The 17,073-nt window shown below is 63.8% G+C and carries 20 protein-coding genes and 1 pseudogene; 14 read left to right on the top strand and 7 right to left on the bottom strand.

Annotation, left to right across the window (positions count from 1 at the left end; genetic code table 11):
* Window positions 1-1,290 precede the first annotated feature (1,290 nt).
* Window positions 1,291-1,557: a 30S ribosomal protein S20 gene (rpsT, locus tag QA642_RS46465; RefSeq protein ID WP_027549990.1), complete on the bottom strand. Its 267-nt coding sequence runs from the start codon at window positions 1,555-1,557 to the stop codon at window positions 1,291-1,293.
* Window positions 1,558-1,918: 361 nt separating this feature from the next.
* Here rpsT and QA642_RS46460 point away from each other — a divergent pair, with 361 nt between their 5' ends.
* From QA642_RS46460 to QA642_RS46450, 3 genes are all read left to right on the top strand, one after another.
* Window positions 1,919-2,236 carry a hypothetical protein gene (locus QA642_RS46460; protein ID WP_027563964.1) on the top strand — a complete coding sequence of 106 codons (318 nt, stop codon included), beginning with the start codon at window positions 1,919-1,921 and terminating at the stop codon, window positions 2,234-2,236.
* Window positions 2,237-2,387: 151 nt separating this feature from the next.
* Window positions 2,388-3,044, top strand: a complete 657-nt coding sequence (gene msrA / locus QA642_RS46455; protein ID WP_283082818.1) for a peptide-methionine (S)-S-oxide reductase MsrA — start codon at window positions 2,388-2,390, stop codon at window positions 3,042-3,044.
* 264 nt (window positions 3,045-3,308) lie between these two features.
* Window positions 3,309-4,046 (top strand): polysaccharide biosynthesis/export family protein, encoded by a 738-nt coding sequence (locus QA642_RS46450; protein WP_283082817.1) that lies wholly within the window; start codon window positions 3,309-3,311, stop codon window positions 4,044-4,046.
* Between the two features lie 80 nt (window positions 4,047-4,126).
* Here the strand turns inward: QA642_RS46450 and QA642_RS46445 are convergent, their stop codons facing one another.
* The 4 genes from QA642_RS46445 to QA642_RS46430 form a co-directional block, all read right to left on the bottom strand.
* Window positions 4,127-4,606 carry a hypothetical protein gene (locus QA642_RS46445; protein ID WP_283082816.1) on the bottom strand — a complete coding sequence of 160 codons (480 nt, stop codon included), beginning with the start codon at window positions 4,604-4,606 and terminating at the stop codon, window positions 4,127-4,129.
* 199 nt (window positions 4,607-4,805) lie between these two features.
* Window positions 4,806-5,477 (bottom strand): dienelactone hydrolase family protein, encoded by a 672-nt coding sequence (locus QA642_RS46440; RefSeq protein WP_283082815.1) that lies wholly within the window; start codon window positions 5,475-5,477, stop codon window positions 4,806-4,808.
* Between the two features lie 243 nt (window positions 5,478-5,720).
* Entirely contained in the window at window positions 5,721-6,050 is a 330-nt protein-coding gene (locus tag QA642_RS46435) for a hypothetical protein (protein WP_027563969.1), read from the bottom strand.
* A gap of 24 nt (window positions 6,051-6,074) precedes the next feature.
* The gene (locus tag QA642_RS46430) at window positions 6,075-6,839 is read right to left on the bottom strand and encodes an alpha/beta fold hydrolase (protein ID WP_283082814.1); all 765 of its coding nucleotides are present in this window, start codon (window positions 6,837-6,839) and stop codon (window positions 6,075-6,077) included.
* A gap of 570 nt (window positions 6,840-7,409) precedes the next feature.
* On the opposite strand from QA642_RS46430, the gene QA642_RS46425 reads away from it, so the two are divergent.
* The gene (locus tag QA642_RS46425) at window positions 7,410-8,504 is read left to right on the top strand and encodes an HD domain-containing phosphohydrolase (RefSeq protein WP_283082813.1); all 1,095 of its coding nucleotides are present in this window, start codon (window positions 7,410-7,412) and stop codon (window positions 8,502-8,504) included.
* A gap of 196 nt (window positions 8,505-8,700) precedes the next feature.
* Here the strand turns inward: QA642_RS46425 and QA642_RS46420 are convergent, their stop codons facing one another.
* Complete coding sequence (locus tag QA642_RS46420; RefSeq protein ID WP_283082812.1) at window positions 8,701-9,111, bottom strand: VOC family protein; 411 nt, start codon at window positions 9,109-9,111, stop codon at window positions 8,701-8,703.
* Between the two features lie 159 nt (window positions 9,112-9,270).
* On the opposite strand from QA642_RS46420, the gene QA642_RS46415 reads away from it, so the two are divergent.
* From QA642_RS46415 to QA642_RS46390, 6 genes and pseudogenes are all read left to right on the top strand, one after another.
* Window positions 9,271-10,245: a tripartite tricarboxylate transporter substrate binding protein gene (locus QA642_RS46415; protein ID WP_283082811.1), complete on the top strand. Its 975-nt coding sequence runs from the start codon at window positions 9,271-9,273 to the stop codon at window positions 10,243-10,245.
* 149 nt (window positions 10,246-10,394) lie between these two features.
* A complete protein-coding gene (locus QA642_RS46410) occupies window positions 10,395-10,673 on the top strand; it encodes a DUF3551 domain-containing protein (RefSeq protein WP_283082810.1) in 279 nt (92 codons plus the stop codon).
* Between the two features lie 116 nt (window positions 10,674-10,789).
* Window positions 10,790-11,050 carry a DUF3551 domain-containing protein gene (locus QA642_RS46405; protein ID WP_283082809.1) on the top strand — a complete coding sequence of 87 codons (261 nt, stop codon included), beginning with the start codon at window positions 10,790-10,792 and terminating at the stop codon, window positions 11,048-11,050.
* Window positions 11,051-11,146: 96 nt separating this feature from the next.
* Complete coding sequence (locus QA642_RS46400) at window positions 11,147-11,626, top strand: metalloregulator ArsR/SmtB family transcription factor (protein ID WP_283082808.1); 480 nt, start codon at window positions 11,147-11,149, stop codon at window positions 11,624-11,626.
* 11 nt (window positions 11,627-11,637) lie between these two features.
* A pseudogene (locus QA642_RS46395) lies at window positions 11,638-11,970 on the top strand (SRPBCC domain-containing protein); the annotation flags it as partial.
* Window positions 11,971-11,992: 22 nt separating this feature from the next.
* A complete protein-coding gene (locus tag QA642_RS46390) occupies window positions 11,993-12,727 on the top strand; it encodes a thioredoxin family protein (protein ID WP_283082807.1) in 735 nt (244 codons plus the stop codon).
* 162 nt (window positions 12,728-12,889) lie between these two features.
* Here the strand turns inward: QA642_RS46390 and QA642_RS46385 are convergent, their stop codons facing one another.
* Entirely contained in the window at window positions 12,890-14,134 is a 1,245-nt protein-coding gene (locus QA642_RS46385; RefSeq protein ID WP_283082806.1) for a serine protease, read from the bottom strand.
* Window positions 14,135-14,333: 199 nt separating this feature from the next.
* Between QA642_RS46385 and QA642_RS46380 the strand changes: the two genes are divergently transcribed.
* The 4 genes from QA642_RS46380 to QA642_RS46365 all read left to right on the top strand — a co-directional run bounded on the left by QA642_RS46380 (window position 14,334) and on the right by QA642_RS46365 (window position 17,065).
* On the top strand, window positions 14,334-14,951 hold the full coding sequence (locus QA642_RS46380; protein WP_283087118.1) for a hypothetical protein: 618 nt from the start codon (window positions 14,334-14,336) through the stop codon (window positions 14,949-14,951).
* Window positions 14,938-15,312: a transcriptional regulator gene (locus QA642_RS46375; protein ID WP_027542101.1), complete on the top strand. Its 375-nt coding sequence runs from the start codon at window positions 14,938-14,940 to the stop codon at window positions 15,310-15,312. The genes QA642_RS46380 and QA642_RS46375 overlap by 14 nt, the downstream gene beginning before the upstream one ends.
* A 29-nt stretch (window positions 15,313-15,341) precedes the next feature.
* Window positions 15,342-16,079: a di-trans,poly-cis-decaprenylcistransferase gene (locus tag QA642_RS46370; RefSeq protein ID WP_283082805.1), complete on the top strand. Its 738-nt coding sequence runs from the start codon at window positions 15,342-15,344 to the stop codon at window positions 16,077-16,079.
* Window positions 16,080-16,528: 449 nt separating this feature from the next.
* The gene (locus tag QA642_RS46365; protein WP_283082804.1) at window positions 16,529-17,065 is read left to right on the top strand and encodes a GNAT family N-acetyltransferase; all 537 of its coding nucleotides are present in this window, start codon (window positions 16,529-16,531) and stop codon (window positions 17,063-17,065) included.
* Window positions 17,066-17,073 lie beyond the last annotated feature (8 nt).

Raw genomic sequence — 17,073 nt, 5'->3', positions numbered from 1 at the left:
CGTCAAAAAACTTCTCTTGAGAGATTTAGTTGCGTGGGTGAGCGCCATGCAGAGTTCCTGCCATCAGGGTTTCTGACATGGCGCGACCTCAGAGCGAGTCCATCGTCAGGCATGGCTCTACCGTCCGGCGAGAACGCCGCGTCCGCTCAGCGATGTCAGAGATGGAGGGTTCGCGAGGTCAGCGCGTACTCGGCGCCCCATCGCAGGCGGGAGGCTGGAGGTCGGACTGATCTAAACCGGCATCGTTGGAATAGGAAACCTGTTTCAATACCGCGTTGCGTCCGTAAGACATGATACCTCCCCGTCCTGCCGTGATTGCTCACGGCAAGGTCCTGCGTGTCCAATAGACAGCCGCGGCGTAGTGGTGTCGCGAATGCCCGCCCGTGTACTAGTCGTCCGCTCGACTTCGCCTCATGCGGGTCGGGGTAGCTTTACGACATCTCTCATTTGCGCTTGGCGCGAGCAGGATGAAATCCTGCTTGGAGACATTCAGACAAAGAGCTACCGTTCCCACAGTGCTGTGGGTTTGAACCGACTATCGCTTGTTGATGCGTTGCCAACGTGCCCACCGCCGCCGATTTGCACGCTCGCCCCGTTTCCGATACCGCGCTGGTCTCAAGATCGTGGGCGCCGCTGACGACTTAAGGAATACACTAAGCGGAAAGACTCGCAACGGAATTGATTCACACTTGAGGCATCAAAAATCTTGACCAGCGTTAACGCGGCGCGCGAGTTGTTCACAGGTCTGAGACCAAGAGTTTGAATCCGCGTAAAGAATCGAAGACGAGACGCGTTGTGTGACAATTGGCGAACAGCAGCCAAAAAAAATTCAAAAAACCTTCACGCGCCGACTTCGCCGGGTCGTTTTCCAAATGCTTGCTGTCACTATGGCGATAAGTTGTTCGCGAAACATCGTTTTTTGAGTCTCATTTCACAGGGTAACTCCACCGCGAGATCCGCTCCTGTGAATTTACGGTGTGCAGAACTCGCGCGCGTGCAAATTCAACTTAGGCCCGTCCCGCAAGGGTTTTTCGCAGCGCAGTGAAAGTTTCCGCTGTTGCAAAATCGTCCGCGGTAAAACTACGGACGGCATCATCGTGCCGTCGAGATGAATCTTCCAATGTCTATCGTTGGTCGAACGACCGCTTGCGTGAATTGTGGCAGACGAATTGTGACAGGCAACGAAAAGCCCGGCACGAGGCCGGGCTGATGTGACGAGCGCGATGTCGCTTCAACCGATCGAATGACTCGATCGCATCGGCTGACTTAGTTCCGCTGACTTGGATCGGCTCACTTGGCGAGCTTGGCGATCTGCGCGGTGAGGCGCGAGACTTTGCGGCTGGCGTTGTTCTTGTGAATGATGTTGCGCTGCGCGGCGCGCATCAGGGCGGGCTCGGCATTCGCCAGCGCCTTCACGGCAGCGGCGCGATCGCCCGTCTTGATGGCTTCCTCGACGGTGCGCACAGCGCCGCGCATCTGGGTGCGGCGCGACTTGTTGACGGCAGTGCGGCGGGCAATCTTGCGCGTCGCTTTCTTGGCGGAAGTGGTATTGGCCATGGTCTCAATATCCTTTGCGGTACCGGTCGCGTCTTGGTCGGGTAGCGCCGGCTGCTTGACCGCGGAATCGACGCTCGGATTTAGGGTGTTCGGTTGCTGGGCTGTTCCCGGAACATGAGGCCTCAAAGAGCCTGCAACTGCTCAAAGAACAGCGGCGGCGGGATTGCGCCCGCCGCCAGTTGGCGCCCTTATAGAGGGGGTCTGCGGCACCGTCAACGCTTTCCGGGGCTGGAAAACGGCCCTTCCGGGCGCCCGACGAGGGGTGTAACGCCCTGAAGCGGTTGAATTTCTGCCGTCGCTTGGCTATTGGCTGGCGGGCGTTATACGGGTCGATCGATCGGACGACCATCTGGGGTGAGGCATGATCCGCGGTTTTTTCCGACTGATTGGGCTGTTGCTGCTCGCCGGCGGGTTCATCTTCATGGTCTATGACGGCGCCCGCTGGGTGGCCGACCAGACCCTGCGCTTCACCCGTTTCGGCCAGTTCTGGAACGACATCAACCAGGCCAGCCAGTCGGCGTTCCGGACCTGGGTCGAGGCCAAGGCGCCCTGGCTCTGGACCTCGGTGATCCGCCTGGTGCTGGACCAGCCGGTCTTCGCCGTACTCGGCATTTTGGGCATCTTGCTGATGATCCTGTTCCGGCCGCGCAAGCCGCTGATCGGATATTCCCGAGATTGATCTTCGATTCCCCGCGCGACTGAACGCTGTATCGGGCGCTGCGTAACAACGCTGCTCCCTCTTGCGTAGACACCTATATTCCCACCTGATCGCGAGCACGCCGCCCGAGCATCTGGCTCGCGCGACGGACGTCTCGTTTCGGAGATCCATCATGCTGTTCATGCGCAAGAAGACCGCATTGCCGAGCGCAACTGAGGCGCTGCCCGGCCGTGCGCAAGCCATCCCGACTGCGACCACCCATTTCGTCAACGGCAGCAAGCTCAAGCCGCCTTATCCTGCAGGACTCGAGCAGGCCGTGTTCGGTCTCGGCTGCTTCTGGGGCGCCGAGCGCAAATTCTGGGAACTCGGCGAGGGCATCTACACCACCGCCGTCGGCTATGCCGGCGGCCACACGCCGAACCCGACTTATGAAGAGACCTGCTCGGGACGCACCGGCCACACCGAAGTGGTGCTGGTCGTGTTCGACCCGAGCAAGATTTCCTACGAGAAGCTGCTGAAGACGTTCTGGGAGAACCACAACCCGACGCAGGGCATGCGCCAGGGCAACGACGTCGGCACGCAGTATCGAAGCGCGATCTACACTTATTCAGATGCGCAGAAGAAAGCGGCCGACGAGTCCAAGGTGCTGTATCAGAAGGCGCTTGCCGCAAAAGGTCTCGGTGCCATCACCACCGAGATCGCACCCGCCGGCGAATTCTATTTCGCCGAGGACTACCATCAGCAATATCTGGCGAAGAATCCCGCCGGCTATTGCGGCTTAGGGGGCACCGGCGTGTCCTGTTCGATCGGCGCGGGCGTCAGCGCGTAGGCGCTAACTCGAGCCACGGCGCGCTGCACCTCTCCCGCTTGCGGGAGAGGTCGCATTGCATCGGAGATGCAATGCGGGAGAGGGTTCTCTCCTCTGGGGGACTGTCCCGTTGCGGAGATACCCTCTCCCCAACCCTCTCCCGCAAGCGGGAGAGGGGGAGCACCGCGCTCGTGGCGCGGCGCCATTTCACACCTTCCCGCTCAACGCTTTATTAACCATAACCGGTGCATCACTGGAGCTGTCTCGTTTCGAGGGATAGGTCCGGTGCCGGTTGCACGCGCGTTTCGATGGTCGATCCTGACAGCCTGTTTGGCAGCGTCCGCCGCGCTGCCTCTTGGCGGCTGCATGCAGACCGCCGGCCCTGTCGCATATGTTCAGCCGCGCTCCGATCTCGACGCCATGGCCTATGGCGCCCCGCAACCGGTCGTCGTTGCCAACAACGGCGGCGGCGCCATCGCCGCGCTCAGCAATTCCTTTGCCTCCGCGCCTGCACCGATGCCCGTCGGCTATGCCGCGCCGATGGCAGCGCCCGTGCGCTACGACGCCTCCTATCATCTCGACGCCGGCGACAAGCTGCGCGTCGTGGTCTACGGCCAGGAAGGTCTCACCAACAGCTATGCCATCGATGCCGGCGGCTCCATCACCTTGCCGCTGATCGGCGCCGTGCCGGCGCGCGGCCGCACCACCGCGGGCCTTGCCGGCGAGATCGGCGCGCGCCTGCGCAACGGCTACATCCGCGAGCCCTCGGTCGCCGTCGAGATCGACACTTATCGCCCGTTCTTCATCCTCGGCGAAGTCTCAGCGCCCGGCCAATATCCGTATGTGCCGAACATGACGGTCGAAAGCGCCGTCGCCATCGCCGGCGGCTTCTCGCCGCGCGCCAAGCGCGACGTGGTCACCGTCACGCACACCGAAGCTGGCGGCGCCATGCGCGCCGTCGTCCCGCTCGGCACGCCGCTCGCACCTGGCGACACCGTGTTCGTCGGCGAGCGCTGGTTCTGACGCTCGCCGTCATTCCGGGTTCGATGCTGAGGCATCGCCCCGGAATGACGGAGGGATAGACGAGCGCGCTGCGTCCGTGCTCACCGCCTGAAATCCAGCCGCCCGTTCGGAAAGCATCCGTCGATCCGCGCCTCATCGACCACGAGCCCGACCCATGGCCGCATGATCGCGGGGTTGGTCAGGTTGATGTACTTCCCGACCAGCCGCGTACCCTCGCGCGCAGCATCGATCAGTCCGTGCCGGCGGCCATGGTCCCAGTCGAAGCGCAGATAGAGGCGCTCGCCGATGACACGGACTTCCGCGCGCCCCTCTTTCCACCTCTCCGGCGTATCGCCCGCAATGGTCGGATCGGCGCCGCCGTTCCAGCGGCTCGCCCAAGTGCCTTCGAGCGGATCGGACGGCGCGGCAATGGAGGCCCATGTCGTAGCGTTGACGTCGCCCGCACCGCCGGCAAGCGATGTGGTCGCGGCATAATCCATCACCTCGCGATCATCAGGCGCGGGCACGTCCATGGTGCCGAACGGATTGCGGATGATGATGTTCGTGTTGGCCTGCTGCATGATGAGTTCCCGGCGTCAATTGGCTTGATCGGCCAGCTCTATCGCCGGGCGGCAGGATGCGGCCACCCGATTCCTGCTCTCTCGTTTCTCGTCATTCCGGGGCGCGCGGAGCGCGAGCCGGGAATCCATAACCCCAGTCCGTGGTTATGGATTCCGGGCCTGCACCGCTTCGCGGCGCATCCCGGAATGACGGCGGTGGCTATTTCAAATGCTTCGCGAAGAATTCCATGCTACGCGGCCAGGCGATCTCCGAGCTCGCCTTGTCGTAGCTCGGCCGCTCGTCGCAATGAAAACCGTGCTGGGCGCCGGGATAGATGAACACCTCCACATCCGGGCGCTTTGCTTTGACGGTCTCGACGTCGGTCAAGGGAATGCCGGCGTCCTTCTCGCCGAAATGCAGCTGCGTCGGAACCTTCGGCTTCTCGTCGGCAAAGCGCACGACGGCGCCGCCGTAATAGCCGATCGCAGCCTTGAGGCCGGACAATCGCGTTGCCGCGACAAAGGCGATGCTGCCGCCGAGGCAGAAGCCGATGATGCCGACCGGGCCGAAACTTTTCACGGCATCGATCGCGGCCTGGGTGTCGCGCAGCATCGCCTCCCAATCGGGATTGGCGACGAACTTGCGCGCTTCGGCGATCTCGTCGGACGTATAGCCCGACTGGAAGCCCGGCGAGGTTCGGTCGAAGATCGACGGCGCGATCGCGACATAGCCTTCGCCCGCGAGGCGGTCGCAGACTGAGCGGATGTGATGATTGACGCCGAAGATCTCCTGGATCACCACCACCGCGCCCTTGGGGCTGCCTGCGGGGTCAGCGCGATAGGCGCCGAGCTGGAATTTGTCGGAAGCCGTCAGTTTGATGTCTTGTCCCACGCGGGTTGTCCTTCTTGGTTGGTCGTTGATGGAGAATTCCGGTCGCTCCACAAACTCGTCATGCCCGGGCTTGTCCCGCCTGCGCGGCCGAAGCCGCTTCGGCGAGGCGAAGGCCCGGACATCCACGTTCTTGGTGCCGCTCGAAAGATCGCGGATGGCCGGGATAAGCCCGGCCATGACGATGTGGCAACTTCAGCGCACGACGGCGCAGATGGGATTGCTCTGCATCTTGAAGAGCCGCCCTCACTCCCACATCCAGTTCTCGCCATAATCCTCCTTCCATCCTGCCAGCCGTCCATGACGGAATTGCAGGAACAGGCGGTGGCGATAGGGGATCAGGCCGCTGCCCCCGAGATTGCGGAGTGCGAGGTAGATCTCGTTGCCGGGCCGGCCTCGCACATATTGCAGCGGCTGTCCGAGAGCGCGCGCCGTCTGCCCGGCGTCCATGCCGAAGGCGAGCGGGATGTTGTTCGACAAGGTCGTGACGAAGGGCTGGCGCACGCCGCCGAACGGCTCGGCCTGCGCCGACATCGAGAGCAACATCGCGCTGGCTGCCAACATCGCTCGCTTCATGGCTTGTGTTCCTGTCCGATCGTCCTATGCCGGCAAGTTCTTCAGGAAAGGCACCACCGCGTCAACAAAAGCCTTGGGCTGGTCGATGTTGACGGCGTGTCCGGCGGCGGGGATCACGGCCTTTTGTGCGCCAGGGATCTTTGCCGCCATGTAGTCGGACGCCGCCAGGAACGGCGTATCGTCGGCGCCGACCACGATCAGGCAGGGCACCTTGATGTCGGGCAACTGCTCGATCACGCGGGCATCGCGCTGGGTCAGCATGCCCCGCGCCGCAAGTGCGAGGCCGTTGGCATTGCGATGGCTGGCGGTGGCGCGCTCGCGCGTCGCCGATTTCAGCATCGCAAGCCCTTCCTGGTCGAGCTTGTCCGCGGTGGCAAGCGCCCGCACGTTCCAGGCCTCGCGTGCATCGTCCTTCTTGAAGCCGGGGCCGGTGTCGATGATCAGCAGCGCCCGCGCGCGCTGCGGATGAGCGCGATAGAACGCGAGTGACATGTAGCCGCCGAGCGAGAGCCCGCCGATGATGGCGCGCTCCGCCCCGACGGCATCGAGGATCGCCGTGATGTCGCCGACCGTCAGCGCTTCGCTATAGGCCTTGGGATCATCAGGATAATCGGACTGGCCGTGACCGCGCATGTCCCACAGGATCAGCTTGTGGTCTTTCGCGAGCGCATCGATCTGCCCATGCCACATCGCCGAAGTGGAGGAATAGCCGTGCGTGAGCAGCAGCGGTGGCCCGTCGCCATGGACTTCATAGTAGATCCCGACGCCGTCCCGATCGATCTTCGGCATTGTTTCCGCCCTTTCTTTTTATTTCTCGCCGCGACAACGGTGCACCCTCTCCCACAACAAGGGGAGAAGGGAGTCTGCGCCAGCGGCTCCAGCTTAGCCCGGCAAGTTACTTCGACGAAACTGCCTGAACGCCATGGCATGCATGCCTGACGCACGCTCTGTTTGCGTCCCGGAATCGTTGGGTGGGCAAAGGCGCACTTGCGCCGTGCCCACCACCTTTCTCCGATCGCAACGAATGGTGGGCACGCTTCGCTTTGCCCACCCTACGACCACATTCGCCGTCATGCCCGGGCTTGTCCCGGGCATCCACGTTCTTCGTACCCCGGACCAAGGCCGTGGATGGCCGGGACAAGCCCGGCCATGACGGTGAAAATTCCCCTTGTCCGTCAATGCCCGCTCTACTGTGCATGGGGTTGTTTTCGCCCAATTTACTGGGCCTTTCGACGGAAACCCGTTCGCTAAAATTGCGTGCAATCCCGCAGGGTTCCATTGAGCACGCCTCTTAAGGGCCGGAGAACCTGATCCGGCTTAGGCTGAGCCCAAATCCAGTCCCGTGCTTTTGGGGAAGCCATGACCGCCTCAGCCAAACCTGCAGCCAAACGCCGGCTTCTGCTCGCCTCCGACCGGAACGACGAGAGCACCGAGCTCGCCAGCATCCTGAAGGCGGTCGGCGAGGTCTCGACGGTCACGACGGAGCACATTCCCGAGCAGCCCTCGCGCGATCTCTCCGGTCTCGTCGTCGACATCAATCTGCGCTCGCCCGAGAGCGTGCAGCGGGTGCGCAACAAGCTGCGCGGCGATGCCTATCGTTCGATGCCGCGGCTGTTCGTGCTCGCCGACGCCCTGCATCACGGTACCATGCAGGCGTGGGCGCTCGGCGCGACCGACACGATCTCGCGGCCGCTGCAGCCGGACGCCATTCTCCAGCGTATCCGCGCCGCGTTCCCCGACACCGCCGTCTATGACGCGACTGATCGCGGCAAGACGCTCAACCGCGGCGTCGAGGCGGCGCATGCGGTGCTCGCCAAGATGTTCGAGAAGCTGCCGCTCGGCGTGCCCCTGACCTTCGACGACGTCATCGCCGCCGAGAGCAAGATCCTGAAGGCGATCAAGCACTCCTCGCTGCGCGAATGGCTCACCACCGTCGGCTGCCACCATGTCGGCAGCTATCGCCACTGCCTGTTCGTCACCGGCTTCGCCGTTGCCTTTGCGCAGCATCTCGGCATGCGCGAGGACGACCAGCGCCGCCTGACCCGCGCCGCGCTGCTGCATGACGTCGGCAAGGCCTTCGTTCCGTCCAACCTGCTCGACAAGCCCGGCAAGCTCACCGACGAGGAGATGGCCGAGGTCCGCCAGCATCCGCGCCGCGGCTATGACGCGCTCGCCGCGCAAGGCGGCTTCCCGCCGGAGATGCTGGACGTGATCCTGCATCACCACGAATTCCTCGACGGCTCCGGCTACCCCAACGGGCTGTCGTCGAACCAGATCAGCGACATCGTGCGTGTCACGACGATCGTCGACATCTACGCGGCCCTCGTGGAGAAGCGCGCCTACCGCATGCCGTTCACCCACTCGCGTGCGTTTGCGATGATGGAAGGCATGGGCGGCAAGCTGGACCAGCAGCTGCTCCAGGCGTTCCGCCCGGTGGCGCTGGGGTCGTTCTAGGCGAGATGCCGTAGGGTGGGCAACGGCGCAAAGCGCCGTGCCCGCCATTTCTCCTCATACGTGAAGAGAACGGTGGGCACGCTTCGCTTTGCCCACCCTACGGCAGCGTCCCGTTCGGCGACACCGTATCGAGATTCTCAGGTGTGCAACTGCGCACCATAGTTCGGTGCTGCGCACCGTCCGCGAATGAAAGAGTCTAATCCTCGTACGACGAGATCTCGATCAGGCTGCCATCCGGGTCGCGGCAATAGACCGAGCGCAGCGTGCCGCGGGCGCCTTGCCTGGGACCCGGGCCTTCCTCGATCGCGACGCCATGTGCCTGCAGATGCGCCACGACCTCGTCGGGCGCAGCGGAAGTGAGGAAGCACAGATCGTCGCTGCCGGCGGTCTGGTGATCGGCGGTGAACCACTCCACCTTGTCGGCATCGCGCGGCCGGACGTTGATCTTCTGGTTACCGAATTGCAACGATGTCCGCGGCGCTTTGCCGCCGCCGGGGTCGAACACCTTGACTTCCATGCCGAGGATCTTGCGATACCACTCCGCGGTCACCGCGACGTCGGCGACGTTGATCACGAGATGATCGAGGGCTTCGACCTTGACCGTCATGCCTTATCCTTTCGTCGTGATGCGCCAGGTGCACTTTCCGCCTGCGGTAAGCTTTGTTACAACCGTAACGACGACACTTTCAAGATATCCGGCCTTCAAGAACAACGCTCTTTGAAGAACAACACTCTTTGAAGAATACCACCTGGGAGAACCCTTGAGATGATCACTCGCCGTACCGCGCTGGGCCTGCTTGCCGCCACGCCTCTTGCCGCCAGCCCGCTGTCGAAGGCCTTTGCCGCGGATTATCCGTCCCGGCCCGTGAAATGGGTGGTCGGCTATCCGCCGGGCGGCGCCACCGACATCCTGGCGCGGCTGATCGGCCAGCGTCTGTCGGAAAAGCTCGGCCAGCAATTCGTGATCGAGAACAAGCCGGGCGCCGGCAACAACATCGGCACCGAAGCGGTCGTCAACGCCGAGCCCGACGGCTACACGCTGCAGCTGGTCAATCCGGCCAACTTCATCAACGCCTCGCTCTACGCCAATCTGAAGTTCAACTTCGTGCGCGACATCGCGCCCGTCGCCTCGTTCCAGCGCGTGCCGAACGTGATGACCGTCAACAAGGACGTGCCCGCCAAGAACGTCGCCGAGTTCATCGAATATGTGAAGGCCAATCCCGGCAAGGTGAACATGGCCTCGTCCGGCAACGGCACCTCGGTGCATCTGTCCGGCGAGATGTTCATGGCGATGACCGGCTGCAAGATGCAGCACGTGCCCTATCGCGGCGCGGCGCCCGCGATCACCGACATGCTCGGCGGCCAGGTCCAGGTGATCTTCGACAACATGCCCTCGATCATCCAGCACATCCGCTCCGGCTCGCTGCGCGCGATCGGCGTCACCACGGCAGAGCGGTCGCCGCAGCTGCCCGACGTGCAGGCGATCGCCGAGACCGTGAAGGACTACGAGGCCAGCGCGCTGTTCGGCATGGGCGCGCCGAAGAACACGCCGAAGGAGATCATCGCCAAGCTCAACAGCGAGATCAACACGCTGATGAAGGAGCCCGACATGACCAAGCGCCTGGTCGAGCTCGGCGGCGAGCCGCGGGTGCAGACGCCGGAGGCGTTCGGCGAGGAGATCAAGGCCGAGACCGAGAAGTGGAGGAAGGTCGTCGAGTTCGCCGGCCTCAAGGTCGAATAGCGATCTTGTGATGACCGGGAATGGAGCCCTGCCGTTCGGCAGGGCTTTTTTCTTGCGTATCTTGTTCTGTTGCCGCGGAATAAAGCGGCGCCACGAAAGCTGATGATGGAAGGCACGCGTCTCGCGCTGTGAGAAGAGGAGTTGGGATCATGCGCAAGACGCAATTGGCGCTGCTGACACTGGGCGCGACGGTTCTTGCCGGCTTCGTCACCGCGACGCCAGCCGCTGCCCGCGACTATCCCTGGTGCGCGCAGGGCGGCGAGTATGACTATCCCGGCGAATGCGCCTACAGCACCTATGAGCAGTGCCAGGCCAGCGTCTCCGGGCGGCTGCTATATTGCGACCGCAACCCCCGCTTTGCCTACGGCCTGCAACCGATCCCGCAGCCGCGGCCGCACCGGCGCGCGCCGCCTGTGGCGCCGTACTGATCGCGCGAGCTGCGAAGCCGCCGCTCATTTTGCGCGATGCATTTTCGCCCGATCGCTCCGGAATAAATCGGCTCGCCGAGCCTTTCTCTCTGTGAGGCGAACATGGGAGATCGGTCATGCGCAAGGTGCAGGTCGTGCTGGGCACCATGGCCCTGATGTGGCTCGCCGGCGGCAGTTCGGCGCGCGCGGACTACGACTACGCGTGGTGCATCCAGGATTCGGAATATGGCTATCCCGGCGACTGCTCCTATCAAACTCGCGAGCAGTGCCTGCTGAGCGCGTCCGGCCGCAAGGGTTTCTGCGCACAGAATCCTGCCGTGGCCGCGCGACCGCCGCTTCCACCGGCGCTGCGCGGTCGGCGCGGTCCGCCATACTAGCTATTTTGTCGGCTTCTGCCTGATCACGCAGTCGTGCAGACCTGCGCACGCGGGTTCCTGCTTGACGCATCTTCGCTCGCGCCTATACTAAACCATATGGTTAAGTATAGGGACGACGCGCTGGACCGGACCTTTGCCGCGCTCTGCGACCCGACGCGGCGCGCATTGCTGGCGCGCCTCGGCGAGCAGGACGGCCTGTCGGTGAGCGAGCTCGCCGCGCCGTTTCCGGTCTCGCTGCCGGCGATCATGAAGCATCTCGACGTGCTCACGGATGCAGGCCTGATCGTGCGGGAGAAGACCGGGCGCACGGTGTCCTGCCGGCTCACCGCGCAGCCGATGGAGCAGGCGATGAACTGGCTCAATCGCTACGCGCAGTTCTGGTCCGAGAAGTTCGATCGCCTTGCCGCTTTCGTGGAGGAAGACACATGGCCAACGCAGCCGTCGACACCAATTCCCGCACAGCCGCTCCCCCAACCGAACGTCCAAGCCTTGAACGACCAAGCCTCACGCTCACGCGCCGGCTCCGCGCGCGGCCGGAAAAGGTCTACGCCGCATGGACGCAAGCCGCGCAGCTAGCGCAATGGTTCGGGCCGCCGAACATGAAGCCGGCGACGCTTGAAGCCGAGCTCGACGTCCGCGCCGGCGGCCGCTTTCGCATCAGCTTCACCAGTGCCGACGGCGAATATTTCGAGGCCGGCGGCACCTATCGCGAGGTGGTGCCGAACGAACGTCTCGTCTTCACCTGGGCCTGGCATTCGACCCCGGAACGCGAATCGCTGGTGACGATCACGTTCAAGCCGGATAGTGCCGGGACCTTGATGGTCTTCCATCACGGCCAGTTCTTCGACGAGACCGCACGCGACAACCACCAGCATGGCTGGATCTCGTCGTTCGACAAGCTCGATGCCTTCGTTGCCTGAAGTCCCGTCAGAGGAGAACGCCATGCAGTCCCATCAGATCGTCTCGCGCGAGCAATGGATCGCAGCGCGCAAGGCTCATCTCGCGCATGAGAAGGAGCTCAGCCAGGCTCGCGAGCGCCTCGCCGCAGAGCGCCGCGCATTGCCCTGGGTCCGGGTCGACAAGGACTATGTGTTCGAGGCGCCGACCGGCAGGGTGACGCTCGGCGATCTTTTCAAGGGCCGTCCGCAGCTCGTAGTCCAGCACGTGATGTTCGCGCCCGACTGGGACGTCGCCTGCAAGAGCTGCTCGTTCTGGGCCGATGGGCTCGATCGCATGGCGCCGCACCTTGCCGCGCGCGACACCGCCATGGCCGCGATCTCGCTGGCGCCGGTCGCAAAGCTCGAAGCCTTCAAGAGGCGGATGGGCTGGACGTTCGATTGGGTCTCGTCCGGCGGCAACGACTTCAACCGCGATTACGAGGTCTCGTTCACGCGCGAAGAGATCGACAAGGGTGTCCTGAAATACAATTTCGGCACCACGCCGTTCTACGGCCCCGAGCTCCCCGGCATCAGTGTGTTCTTCCGTAACGACGCCGGCGAGATCTTCCACACCTATTCCTGCTTCGCCCGCGGCCTCGACATGATGAACGCCGCCTATCAGTACCTCGACCTCACCCCGCTCGGCCGCCACGAGGACGGCCTGCCTTATCCGATGGACTGGGTCCGCCTCCGCGACCAGTACGGGCCGCAGGCGAAGGGAGCGAGCTGCCACGGGTGAGAGGAGCATCGGCGCCAACGGTGTCATCGCCCGGCTTGACCGGACGATCCAGTACTCCGAGACATCAGTGGTTCATCGAGATGCCACGGCGTACTGGATTCCCCGCCTTCGCGGGGAATGACAGTGGTGTTGGCGCTGCAGCGTGCCGTCAGTCGCGCAGTCTCACCGCTTCGCGTCGGCCTGCTCCATCGCGTTGCACGAGATCAGCATCGTGTATGGCCGCGCGTTGCCGGCGATGTCGGTGGTCTTGAGCTCGGCCTTCGGCTCGGCGGTCTGGTAGGGCACCACGGAATTGTCGAGGAAGTCGCGCAGCACGCCGGTCTTGATGGCGAAGTTGATGTTCTCGGGAATGTTGCCGGTCACCGCGGCGATACGCAATGCTGGGATCTTTCCGGTAACCACGCCCACGATCTGACCGGTGGCGTCGAACAGCGGGCCGCCGCTATTGCCGGGCTGCACCGGCGCGCTGATCTGCAGGAAACGCGAATCGTTGCGCATGCCGCTGAGCGAGCTGACGATGCCGGTGGTCACGGTGAAATCCGAACTTAGAAGGCCATGGAAGGGAAAGCCGATTGCGATGACGGCATCGCCAGAGCGGATCGAGCGGTCGCGGATCCGCGCGAAATCCTTGAATGTCGCCGTCGAAGGCGCCTGCAACAAAGCGAGATCGTTGTTCGCATCACTCGACACGACGCGCAGCACCATCGCGGCCTCGCCGGTGAGGTTACCCTTGATGTCGCCGACGCAGCCGTCGATCACGTGGTTGTTGGTGACGATGTGGCCGTTCGCGCTGACCACGAAGCCGGTGCCGCTCTTGGCCCGGGCAGCCTTGCTGCCGGCCGGCGGCGTCTGCTTGTCCGGCGCGGGCTGCGGCTTGGCGGCGATCTTGGTGAAGTCGCCGGCCTTGTCGAGCCCGTCGGCTTTCACCTTAGTCACGCAATTGGCCAGGGCCGAGATCACCGGCCCGGTCGAGGTCAGATCGAAATTCAGGACGGCGCGGCCGGCTGTCGCCACCATCAGGCTCGCCTTCTGGAAGGTGCGCACGACATTGAGCGGCATGACGGCCGTGAGCATGTTGGACTGGTACGCCGTGGCGTACAGCCTGGCTTGCTCCTGTCCGTCAAAGGTCACGTCGATCGCGGCGTTCTCGCCCTTGTTGAAGCGATAGCTGGGACTCGCAAAGGCGAGCGACCATGTGCCGGCGGCATTCTGGCTCACGACGAGGATGACGCCGTTCGCATAGGGCGTGGTCGCCGCGCAATGCGAGAACGCTCCGGTCTCGTCATTGCTGAAGGCGCCGCCGATCCAGTTGCCCACATTGACGGAGCCGAACGGCCCCGCCGCCTGCGCCACGCCGACGAAACCGAGTTGCAAGCAAGACGCGACGACCAACGACTTAAGCCACATACTCTTCCCCCAGGAACATTATGGGAACACCTTAGCGGCCGGGACAGGGGCGCGCAACCCGCAGTTGTCTCCCTCCGGTCACGTCTCATTCGAATGATTTCGCCTTGCGTTTACTTTGCACTGCTATATACTTTGCAGTACAAAGTAATGGGGCAGCAATCCCGACCAGCGTGGGTGGAGCGAGGTTTTGGCATTGCCGATGCGCGATCTCGACAAGGCACTGGCCGACATCGTGGCGATCCGCAGCCAGATCGCGGCAGGCACCGCGTTTCGCGGCTATGGCCCGGCGACGATGGCTGCGACCGGCGCCGTCGCACTGATCACGGCGATCCTGCAATTCTGGCTGCTCCGCGATCCCACGAGTGAGCCGATCGGTTTCTTCTTCGGCTGGTTCATCGCCGCTGCGCTGTCCGTCCTGGTGATCGGCATCGAGATGCGGGCGCGCTCGCGCCGTCATCATTCGGGTCTCGCCGACGCCATGATCCATCAGGCGGTCGAGCAGTTCCTGCCCGCGGGCGTCGCCGGCATCCTGCTGGCGGTCGTGATGTGGAAGTTCGCGAGCGAGACGCTGTGGCTGCTGCCGGGCCTGTGGCAGATCCTGGTGTCGCTCGGCATCTTCGCTTCGGTCCGTTCGCTGCCGCGCACCGTCGCGCTTGCCGGCGCCTGGTATTTCATCTCCGGCTTTGCGGTCGTGGTGCTCGCAAGCCGGACCCACACGCTGTCGCCATGGACCATGGGCCTGCCCTTCGTGATCGGGCAATCCATGATGGCGGCCATCCTGTATTTCGCGTCCGGAGACCATGATGTCGAAGACTGACAGTGCGCCCTTCTCCTATGAAGGGCTCGATCGCGTAATCCATGAGAAGGCGAGGCTCGGGCTTCTGACCTCGCTGATGGCACACCCCAAGGGACTGGCGTTTGCCGATCTCAAGCAGCTTTGCGGCCTCACCGACGGCAATCTCAGCCGGCATCTCGCCGTGCTCCAGGAGGCCGGGCTCGTCGAGGTGACCAAGGGCTATGAGGGCAATCGCCCGCACACCACCTGCCGCCTGACCAAGGCCGGCCGCCGCCGTTTCCTCGACTATCTCGCCGTGCTCGAGCGCCTGGTGCGCGACGCCGCCAAGGCCGCGGGCCGCGAGGCGCCGCCGCTCGGCCGCCTCGGCATCGTCTCGACCTGATCCTCCCCTTTTTGACCGGAGACTTTGCAATGCAAAGTGACCTTACGTCTCGCGAGAAGCTCCACGTCGGCATCATCATGGACGGCAACGGCCGATGGGCGACGCGGCGCGGCCTGTCGCGCGTACGCGGCCATGAGGCCGGCGTCGAGACCATCCGCCGCATCGTCGAGGCCGCGCCCAAGCAGGGCATCGGCACGCTGACCCTCTACGCCTTCTCTACCGACAATTGGAGAAGGCCCAAGCCCGAAGTCGCCGCGCTGATGACCTTGCTGCGCTTCTATCTCGCCAACGAGGTGCAGAGCCTCGTCAGGAACGGCGTGCGCCTCACCGTGATCGGCCGCCGCGACCGTCTGCCCGACGGCATCGCGAGCGCGATCGCGCGCGCCGAGAACGCAACCGCCCACGGGACCACGCTTCACTTGCGCATCGCGGTCGACTATTCCGCGCGCGATGCCATCCTCAACGCTGCCGCGAAGGCGGCGGCGCTGACGAGTCTTACCCGCGAAGCCTTCTCGCAGCTCGTCACTGGCGAAGCCGGTCTTCGCGACGTCGATCTCATCATCCGCACCTCCGGCGAGAAGCGGCTGTCGGACTTCCTGCTGTGGGAAGGCGCCTATGCCGAGCTGCACTTCACCGAGCGGATGTGGCCCGAATTCGACGCCGACGATCTCGCCGCGGCGCTGGCCTCCTTCCATGGCCGCGAGCGCCGCTTCGGCGGCCTCCAGGCCATCATGCCGGAGGAAGTGCCCTCGCTCTCTCGGGTGTGACGCGGACGCGGAGCGAAAGTCCATGCGTGTTCTTATCAGCGTGCCTCATCCCTCGACCGGCAGCCGGATTCCGGACGACTATCTGCCGCCGCGCAGTGATATCGATCATCGGTCGCCCCCTACCGAATTCATTTGTTGAAATGGCTCATGTGCAAATATGACCCGAGTGAGATTTGGTCCGACCCACTCGGAGCGAGGAATATTCGCGAGAAGCGGGCCCTCAAGTAGGGGCGCGCACCACGGGACGCCGAGGAACAGTCGATGACTGCGATAAGGCCGGGGCGGCGCGTCGGGAGGCGTGAGGCCGCTTGAATGCGGCCGTGTGATGCACGGCACAGGACAAACGCGCGGTTCGTTTTCGGCCGCAAGTTTGGCAGCCATGTCCAAGCGGCGCGTGCATGGTCTCGGCTAGGTCTGCAGGTCCCAGCAACCTGCCGAAAGCATCATGCATGTCACAGCTGTTTCCGGGAGCCGTCATCGAGCCGATCGAGTTGGCCGAAGCGAAGGGCATGGTCTGCATCAGGATCGCGAGTGCATCGGATGTGGAGAGCCTGTCGGTCTATTTCACCGGTCTCTCCACCACGTCGCGCAACAAGCGGTTCATGGGCGCGCGGGCCGACCTTACCGTGGTCGCGGCCGAATGCGTGCCCAAGGCCGCTTGTCCCGATCATTTCACCTTGCTCGCCGAGCTCAGGCAGGACGGGCAGGGCACGATCATCGGCGAAGCGCGCTACGCCTATGATTCGGCTGCGCGGCATGGCGAGTTCGCCATCTCGGTCGCCGACGCGTTTCAGCGCAGAGGCCTCGGCCTTCAGATCATGACGGCGATGGAAACGCGGGCTGGTGATCTCGGCCACGAGATGATCGCGGCCGAGACCGCGCGGGCCAACGCCGAAATGCGCGGCCTTGCGAAGAAAGCAGGTTTTGCGGACACCGGCCTCGGCGACTGGCAGTCCATCCACTTCGCCAAGCGCCTGTCGCGATAGCGCATGAT

This window comes from Bradyrhizobium sp. CB2312 (assembly GCF_029714425.1).
Taxonomy (GTDB): domain Bacteria; phylum Pseudomonadota; class Alphaproteobacteria; order Rhizobiales; family Xanthobacteraceae; genus Bradyrhizobium.
The sequence above is the reverse complement of the archived record's forward strand: the minus strand, read 5'-3'. Positions and strand labels throughout refer to the sequence as shown.

What these genes read in the sequence shown, in the direction of transcription:
- QA642_RS46385 (WP_283082806.1), bottom strand. Translation starts at nt 14,134, where the DNA reads ATGTGGCTTAAGTCGTTGGTCGTCGCGTCTTGCTTGCAACTCGGTTTC.
- QA642_RS46410 (WP_283082810.1), top strand. Translation starts at nt 10,395, where the DNA reads ATGCGCAAGACGCAATTGGCGCTGCTGACACTGGGCGCGACGGTTCTT.
- QA642_RS46380 (WP_283087118.1), top strand. Translation starts at nt 14,334, where the DNA reads ATGCGCGATCTCGACAAGGCACTGGCCGACATCGTGGCGATCCGCAGC.
- rpsT (WP_027549990.1), bottom strand. Translation starts at nt 1,557, where the DNA reads ATGGCCAATACCACTTCCGCCAAGAAAGCGACGCGCAAGATTGCCCGC.
- QA642_RS46405 (WP_283082809.1), top strand. Translation starts at nt 10,790, where the DNA reads ATGCGCAAGGTGCAGGTCGTGCTGGGCACCATGGCCCTGATGTGGCTC.
- QA642_RS46420 (WP_283082812.1), bottom strand. Translation starts at nt 9,111, where the DNA reads ATGACGGTCAAGGTCGAAGCCCTCGATCATCTCGTGATCAACGTCGCC.
- QA642_RS46375 (WP_027542101.1), top strand. Translation starts at nt 14,938, where the DNA reads ATGTCGAAGACTGACAGTGCGCCCTTCTCCTATGAAGGGCTCGATCGC.
- QA642_RS46390 (WP_283082807.1), top strand. Translation starts at nt 11,993, where the DNA reads ATGCAGTCCCATCAGATCGTCTCGCGCGAGCAATGGATCGCAGCGCGC.
- QA642_RS46435 (WP_027563969.1), bottom strand. Translation starts at nt 6,050, where the DNA reads ATGAAGCGAGCGATGTTGGCAGCCAGCGCGATGTTGCTCTCGATGTCG.
- QA642_RS46430 (WP_283082814.1), bottom strand. Translation starts at nt 6,839, where the DNA reads ATGCCGAAGATCGATCGGGACGGCGTCGGGATCTACTATGAAGTCCAT.
- QA642_RS46425 (WP_283082813.1), top strand. Translation starts at nt 7,410, where the DNA reads ATGACCGCCTCAGCCAAACCTGCAGCCAAACGCCGGCTTCTGCTCGCC.
- QA642_RS46400 (WP_283082808.1), top strand. Translation starts at nt 11,147, where the DNA reads ATGGTTAAGTATAGGGACGACGCGCTGGACCGGACCTTTGCCGCGCTC.
- QA642_RS46370 (WP_283082805.1), top strand. Translation starts at nt 15,342, where the DNA reads ATGCAAAGTGACCTTACGTCTCGCGAGAAGCTCCACGTCGGCATCATC.
- QA642_RS46460 (WP_027563964.1), top strand. Translation starts at nt 1,919, where the DNA reads ATGATCCGCGGTTTTTTCCGACTGATTGGGCTGTTGCTGCTCGCCGGC.
- QA642_RS46445 (WP_283082816.1), bottom strand. Translation starts at nt 4,606, where the DNA reads ATGCAGCAGGCCAACACGAACATCATCATCCGCAATCCGTTCGGCACC.
- QA642_RS46365 (WP_283082804.1), top strand. Translation starts at nt 16,529, where the DNA reads ATGTCACAGCTGTTTCCGGGAGCCGTCATCGAGCCGATCGAGTTGGCC.
- msrA (WP_283082818.1), top strand. Translation starts at nt 2,388, where the DNA reads ATGCTGTTCATGCGCAAGAAGACCGCATTGCCGAGCGCAACTGAGGCG.
- QA642_RS46415 (WP_283082811.1), top strand. Translation starts at nt 9,271, where the DNA reads ATGATCACTCGCCGTACCGCGCTGGGCCTGCTTGCCGCCACGCCTCTT.